This window comes from Oleiphilus sp. HI0086 (assembly GCF_001635225.1).
The window spans coordinates 1-6,253 of sequence record NZ_LWFZ01001071.1; the positions used below are offsets into that span (position 1 = coordinate 1).

The window sequence follows — 6,253 nt, forward strand, 5'->3', positions numbered from 1 at the left end:
AAATAACTTTGGCTTTCCATTCACCCTGTTTGCGCGTTTAAAACAGCGGGTTTTCTTTGATGGCATAGAAGAGGTCCAGTCTTGACTGGATCTTAAGTTCATCAAGCTCACTTGTGGTTTTTTTCAAGGCAAGGCTAAGCTGCTCGATAGCTTGATTCATTCTAGCGGTAAGGTAGAAATATTCTGCTCGTGCTTGGTGCAAATGCGCGATATCACCAGCGAGCCCCGCTACCTCAGCAAGTAAGTACCAAATCTCGGGGTCTTCAGGGTAACGTAGGCTCATTTTAGTGAGTAGATGATTCGATTCCTTAATTTTGTTTGCATCAAGATACGCTTTTGCCAGCGCTCGAGATAAAGAGTAGTTGTGAGGGTTCCTGCTTAATTGTTGCTCAAGGGTGCTGATTGCATCGGTGTGGCGGCTGGCATTGGATAATGCTTGCGCATAGATGGTGTTGATCGATATCTGGTTAGGATACTGCTCTAATAGTTTTTCCAGAAGCTCAATCGTTTTGAGGGGCTTGGTTTTTAGGTGAGCATAGGCAAGGCCAAATGTCGCGGTACTAATTTGTGTCGTATTACCCTTTTGCAGAATATTGTTGAAGTATTCAACTGCAGCTTGCCTGGATTCCGCATAGTCACTAATGATCATGTTTTTACTAAAGTGAAAGTCAATGTCATCTCGATAGCGTGCTCTGGGGTACTGCTCAGCCCTCCCTCGCGTATCACTAATTCGCGTATCGGACAGAGGGTGTGTTGATAGATATTCTGGGAGGCTCTCTGCTCTGAGCCGTGTTTGTTTGTACATGCGTTCAAACATCTTTGGCATTGCTCGCGGGTCGAAAGCTGAATTTGCTAAAATCTTAATACCTAGGCGGTCAGCCTCTTGTTCGTTTTTGCGTGAAAACTTTAGTTGTTTCTCTGCACTAAGTGCCTGAGTGCTTGCCAGTGCAGCGACGCCAGCTTCTGAACCAGCTGTCGCAGCAATAATTGCGCTTGCCAGAAAGCCGGCGAGTGTCAGTGGCGCCGCAAGCTTTTGTCGTTCGAGCATGCGGGCGTAGTGTCTTTGGCTGAGGTGGGCGAGTTCGTGAGCAATAACGGATGCAAATTCTTGTTCGGTATTGGCGTTAAAGAATAACCCTGCGTTTACGCCAATAATGCTACCAGGTACTGCAAAGGCATTTAGGCTTGGATTGTCGACAATTGTAATGGTGAAGTCGCGATCGATTACGGCAGAGTTTGGCGCGAGTTTATATACAAGGTTGGTGAGGTATTCGGTGACTAAAGGATTATCATAGGCTTGGGTGTGGCGTCTAAATGTGCGCAACCAAGCGTTGCCTAGGGCTTTTTCTTGCTGGATTGAAACGAGGTTTGACGAGCTATTGCCAAGGCTAGGGATTGTATCAGTGCTCGAGTCTGCGTGAGTGCTCGATATTAGTAAGCAGAGTAGTAAAAAGCTAAGGCTTTGTCGTCGTGGCATCTTCGATTGTATTGTATGGTGTGTTAGGTTCTTAGATATAGGCCGAATTCGGAGCAGATGCAAGTGAATACTTTGTCAGAATGAACTAGGGTGGCAGCTGTCTGAGATTAGCTTGTATAACCTCCTGTCGCTGCTATAAGATGTTCTTTCCTTGGGTTTTGTTTTTATTGATAGGTAGTTATGCAATTCGATTATTTAGTAGATGCTTCTGGTGAGGCCTGTCCGATGCCATTGCTCAAAGCTAAACAGCAATTAAATAAGATGTCGGCTGGTGAATGTGTCAAAGTGATCGCCACTGATAAGGGCTCCGTTAGGGATTTCGCTTCGTTTATAGCTTTAACAGCTCATGAGTTAATCGAATCTTCTGAAGAAGACTTAGAATCGTCGCGCTTTGTGTACTATATTATTAAGCGCTAAGGCGTTTCATTCCCGCTTAGTATTCTAATTTATGGGCATTGATTTTAGTAAGTGTCCGGTTTCAAACCTCTTTTAGGCAAATTTATGCTCCAGGTATTACGGTCTTGGGTTGACCGATATTTTTCAGACGAAGAAGCTGTTGTGCTGTTGATTTTAATCGGCGGAAGTTTGGTGTTTATATCGCTTTGGGGCGACATTATGGCGCCGGTTATTGCCAGCGTTATCCTCGCATATGTGCTTCAAGGCTTTATTGCTTATCTCGTGTCCAAGGGAATGAACAATAAGGCTGCGATTTACAGTTCTTATATATTATTCCTAGGGGTAGTGTTCGGTTTTATATTTTCGGTAATGCCGTTGGTATGGCGACAGCTCTCATCGTTGGTCGGAGATGCGCCCAATATTCTTAACAATCTTAAATCTCATATTTTTACCCTACAAGAAGATTATTCTCATATTATTACTATATCGGAGCTTGATGCCTTAGTTCAGCAGGCTACAGGAGAGGTTGCTAATTTCGGTCAGTGGTTAGTGTCACAATCTATTGAGGGTGTTCCCGTGTTTATCACGGCTATGATCTATTTGATTGTCGTGCCCTTGTTGGTTTTTTTCTTTGTTAAAGACAGAGACTCAATCGTTAACTCTATTGTCGGTATCTTGCCCAAGAATAGGCGCTTAATGACTCAGGTTTGGGAGGAGATGAATCTCCAGTTCGCAAACTATGTTCGAGGAAAGTTTGTTGAAATCGCGGTTGTAGGTGGAACAACATATATTGGCTTTATTTTTATGGGTCTTAATTATGGGGCTCTATTGGCTATTCTGGTTGGCTTATCTGTTGTTATTCCTTACATTGGTGCCATATTGGTGACAATACCCGTAGCGCTCATTGCCTTATTCCAATTTGGCCTGCATGAAGAGTTTTACTACGTCATGCTAATTTTTCTGGTGATTCAGGTGATCGATGGAAACGTTCTAGTTCCATTGCTATTTTCAGAGGTTGTTAATCTTCACCCAGCGGTAATAATTGTATCGGTATTATTTTTTGGTGGTATCTGGGGGGTGTGGGGCGTGTTTTTTGCCATCCCTCTGGCTACGATGATAAAGGCTGTTGTCACTGCCTGGCCAAGAAGAGGGGGAGTAGAAACTTCTATCTAAACTAGCGAAATTTAGTAATAGTGGCGCTTGTTATGGCGCCACTTCTTTTGACTAGAGACTTTTGCAAGCCTTGAGTACTTCAGCAACATGGCCTTTGACTTTTACTTTGCGCCATTCCTTAACAAGAGTGCCTTCTGCATTGATGATAAAGGTGCTGCGTTCAATTCCCATATATTCTTTGCCGTAAAGCTTTTTAAGTTTAATTACGTCAAAAAGCTTACAAAATTCTTCTTCCGGATCACTGATTAACTCAAAAGGGAATTCATGTTTCTTTTTAAAGTTCTCGTGAGTGCGCATAGAGTCTCTTGAAACACCTAGAATCTGAGTGTTGCAGGCTTCAAATTCTTTAATTGAGTCCCTGAACTCCTGGCCTTCAGTTGTGCAGCCTGGCGTGTTGTCTTTTGGGTAAAAATAAATAACCGTATTTTTGCCCTTTAAGCTGTCATTCGTTATCTCTGTTTCTGACGTTGCTGCGGCAGTGAAGGCACCGACCTTTTCGTTTAAAGTTACCATTTTATGCGTAGCCCTTAGTTGCTGTGTAGTGTTAAGTTAAATAAGTTTGCTAGCGCAAAGGTTCAATGATCGCGTCGAGGTTACGTTCGTCGCAAAAGTCCATAAACTCATCTCTCAAGCTAGCAATGTGAGTATCAGCTGACAGTCGAATTGTCATTGATAGATTAAACATTTGTGTACCGGTGTGCGGGGCACTGTAGGTTCCGGTTTGCAAATCATCAATGTTTATATTCTGAGAGGAAAAGTACTGTGCAATCTCGTGAACGATACCCGGGTTATCCAATGCAACAACGCTAACCGTATACGCTAGTGCAGGGTGGCTGTCCCGCTGCTGTGTTTGCTTCGCAGTGGTGGTAAGACCAAGTGACTCGGACAGTGCTGGTAGGCTCGCTTCAAGTTTTGCTATAGCATCCCAAGCGCCGGAAACCATCATTATCACGGCGAATTCGCCCCCGAGCACTGTCATTCTACTGTCTATGATATTGCATTGGTTGGTCGAGCAGGCTTTTGCTAGCTCATTAACGATACCTGGCTTGTCGGTGCCAATAGAAGAAATAACCAAAAAGTTTGGTTTGTGATCTGTATTGCCCATAATTTCGCCTTAGTTGAGTGGGTTGTTGGACGATATTTTTGTTTCTTTGCCATATAGTAAGGCATGTTTACTTGTGAAAAAACCATCTCGGCATTAACATACGCGATTGTTTTTACTTTGTACCGTTTCAGTATCTGTTTTTGAGTAAAAAGTGCGCAGATATTTTCTTGGAGATCAATATGATTGAAGGCAGCATTGTTGCCCTGGTAACGCCCATGTTTGAAGACGGAAGTCTTGATTGGGAACGTTTGGATTCCCTGCTGGACTTCCATGTCGAAAAAGGAACTAATGCTATTGTTGCTGTTGGTACCACTGGTGAGTCTGCAACGCTCGACCCTGCAGAGCATTGCAGCGTTATCGATCATATAATTAAACGTATTGCTGGAAGAATTCCTGTTATCGCTGGCACAGGCGCAAACTCTACTTCAGAGGCTATTGAACTCACGCGTGAAGCTAAGAAGCTTGGTGCTGATGCATGCTTGCTGGTGGCGCCATATTACAACAAGCCTACTCAAGAAGGCCTATACCTTCATCATAAAGCGATTGCTGAAGCAGTAGAAATTGATCAGATTCTTTACAACGTACCGGGTCGAACAGTTGTTGATATGCAGAACGAGACGGTTCTTCGTTTAGCTGATGTACCTAATATTGTCGGCATTAAAGACGCCACAGGTGATATTGCTCGTGGCAGTGAACTCATCAAGTCCTTAAATGGCAAAATGCCGGTCTATTCGGGTGATGATGAAACTGCTTATAAGTTGATCTTGGCGGGTGCCAAAGGCAATATTTCAGTTACAGCTAATGTACTTCCTGCTGAGATGAGTCAGCTTTGTCGCCTAGCGCTTGATGGTAAGGCTGAGCAAGCTCAAACTTTGAATGATCAGTTGGCGTCAGTTCACGAAGCAATGTTCGTTGAAGCTAACCCCATACCTGTTAAGTTCGCGTTAAATAGAATGGGTCTGATTGGCTCAGGTATTCGCTTGCCATTGACTGAGCTAAGCAAACAATATCATTCGCAAGTAGAGTCTGCGTTAACAGCGAAAAAACTGATTTGATGAGTGATATAACTATTAAAATTATTGCCCGTCGGGCCTTACTGGTTTTTTCTGCTTTCGCATTAACGGCATGTGGGCTGATCAAAGACAGATCTGGGGAGTACAATGCTGCTGAGACAAGCCAAAGGATTACTGTGCCGGAGGGGTATTCAGATCTAAAAATTGGTTCTCGTTATCCTATTCCGAACGTTGATCGTAAAGCGGCCAGTTCTGATCAGGAGGGTTATGAGCTACCTAAACCTCCAAATGCTACGGCAGCTTTAAGTGCAGATCCATATTTGGTTGAGTCAATTGAAGATCAGACCTGGCTGCGCTTGTACTCTTCGCCAGGAAAAGTTTGGCCAATGCTCGATTTTTTTTGGCAAGAGCAGGGCGTAAAAACTAGCCAGCAGTTAATCCAGCAGGGTTATGTAATGACTCAGGCTATTGCCGAAAGCTCACCGTTGTATGAGCTTGTGCGTGAGTCCGGGATGACAGGGCAGGTTGCTTTACTGGCAAACTTACTTCAAGGTGTTAGGCGCAATACTGCCGAGCTACAGGTGAAGCTAGTGCCAGCGGGAGGTGTTCTTACTGAAGCCTCATGGAGTAAGGCTGCATCTTTACCTAAGGTTGAAACAAAGATACTAAATGCGGTTGGCGAGTTTGTTAGTTCAGATGTCCAGCGAAATAGACACTCCCTACTTGCAAATGACATTAGTGGTGAACCACGTGTTTTTTTGCTAGAAGATGATCAAGGCGGAAAGTACCTAAAGCTAAACCTTAGTTACCTTCGGTCATGGAGAGAAGTAGGTAAAGCGCTTAAAGCTTCAGAGGTGCTGGTTTCTGATATAGATCAGTCGCAAGGAAAGTACTTTGTCAGTTATTTAAGTCGAGATGAGCTGGATTCATGGTTTTCGACGGAAGAGCATCGTCAAGAAAAAGCTAAAGAGCATAACTTCTCTATCGAGATATCCGGCAGCGCACTCGAACAGGCTGATGCCTATGAGGTTCGAGTCAAGGCCTTGAATGATAGCTTTGACTCCAATACAGCTACCGAACTATTAACGA

7 protein-coding genes are annotated in these 6,253 nt (G+C 43.9%); 4 read left to right on the plus strand and 3 right to left on the minus strand.

Features of this window, described 5'->3' with window-relative positions:
- Window positions 1–37 precede the first annotated feature (37 nt).
- The gene (locus tag A3756_RS19050; protein WP_068554308.1) at window positions 38–1,477 is read right to left on the minus strand and encodes a M48 family metalloprotease; all 1,440 of its coding nucleotides are present in this window, start codon (window positions 1,475–1,477) and stop codon (window positions 38–40) included.
- 180 nt (window positions 1,478–1,657) lie between these two features.
- Here A3756_RS19050 and A3756_RS19055 point away from each other — a divergent pair, with 180 nt between their 5' ends.
- Both A3756_RS19055 and A3756_RS19060 read left to right on the plus strand, forming a co-directional pair.
- Window positions 1,658–1,894 carry a sulfurtransferase TusA family protein gene (locus A3756_RS19055; RefSeq protein WP_068507810.1) on the plus strand — a complete coding sequence of 79 codons (237 nt, stop codon included), beginning with the start codon at window positions 1,658–1,660 and terminating at the stop codon, window positions 1,892–1,894.
- A gap of 84 nt (window positions 1,895–1,978) precedes the next feature.
- Window positions 1,979–3,046 carry an AI-2E family transporter gene (locus A3756_RS19060; RefSeq protein WP_068554310.1) on the plus strand — a complete coding sequence of 356 codons (1,068 nt, stop codon included), beginning with the start codon at window positions 1,979–1,981 and terminating at the stop codon, window positions 3,044–3,046.
- A 51-nt stretch (window positions 3,047–3,097) separates the two neighbouring features.
- Here the strand turns inward: A3756_RS19060 and A3756_RS19065 are convergent, their stop codons facing one another.
- Window positions 3,098–3,559, minus strand: a complete 462-nt coding sequence (locus A3756_RS19065) for a peroxiredoxin (protein WP_068507806.1) — start codon at window positions 3,557–3,559, stop codon at window positions 3,098–3,100.
- Between the two features lie 49 nt (window positions 3,560–3,608).
- Window positions 3,609–4,151: a glycine cleavage system protein R gene (locus A3756_RS19070; RefSeq protein ID WP_068507804.1), complete on the minus strand. Its 543-nt coding sequence runs from the start codon at window positions 4,149–4,151 to the stop codon at window positions 3,609–3,611.
- 179 nt (window positions 4,152–4,330) lie between these two features.
- On the opposite strand from A3756_RS19070, the gene dapA reads away from it, so the two are divergent.
- Together dapA and bamC are read left to right on the plus strand one after the other, a co-directional pair.
- Window positions 4,331–5,206 carry a 4-hydroxy-tetrahydrodipicolinate synthase gene (gene dapA, locus A3756_RS19075; RefSeq protein ID WP_068507802.1) on the plus strand — a complete coding sequence of 292 codons (876 nt, stop codon included), beginning with the start codon at window positions 4,331–4,333 and terminating at the stop codon, window positions 5,204–5,206.
- The coding region (gene bamC / locus A3756_RS19080; RefSeq protein ID WP_068554311.1) for an outer membrane protein assembly factor BamC at window positions 5,206–6,253 on the plus strand (1,048 nt) is incomplete at its 3' end. The genes dapA and bamC, both read left to right, overlap by 1 nt.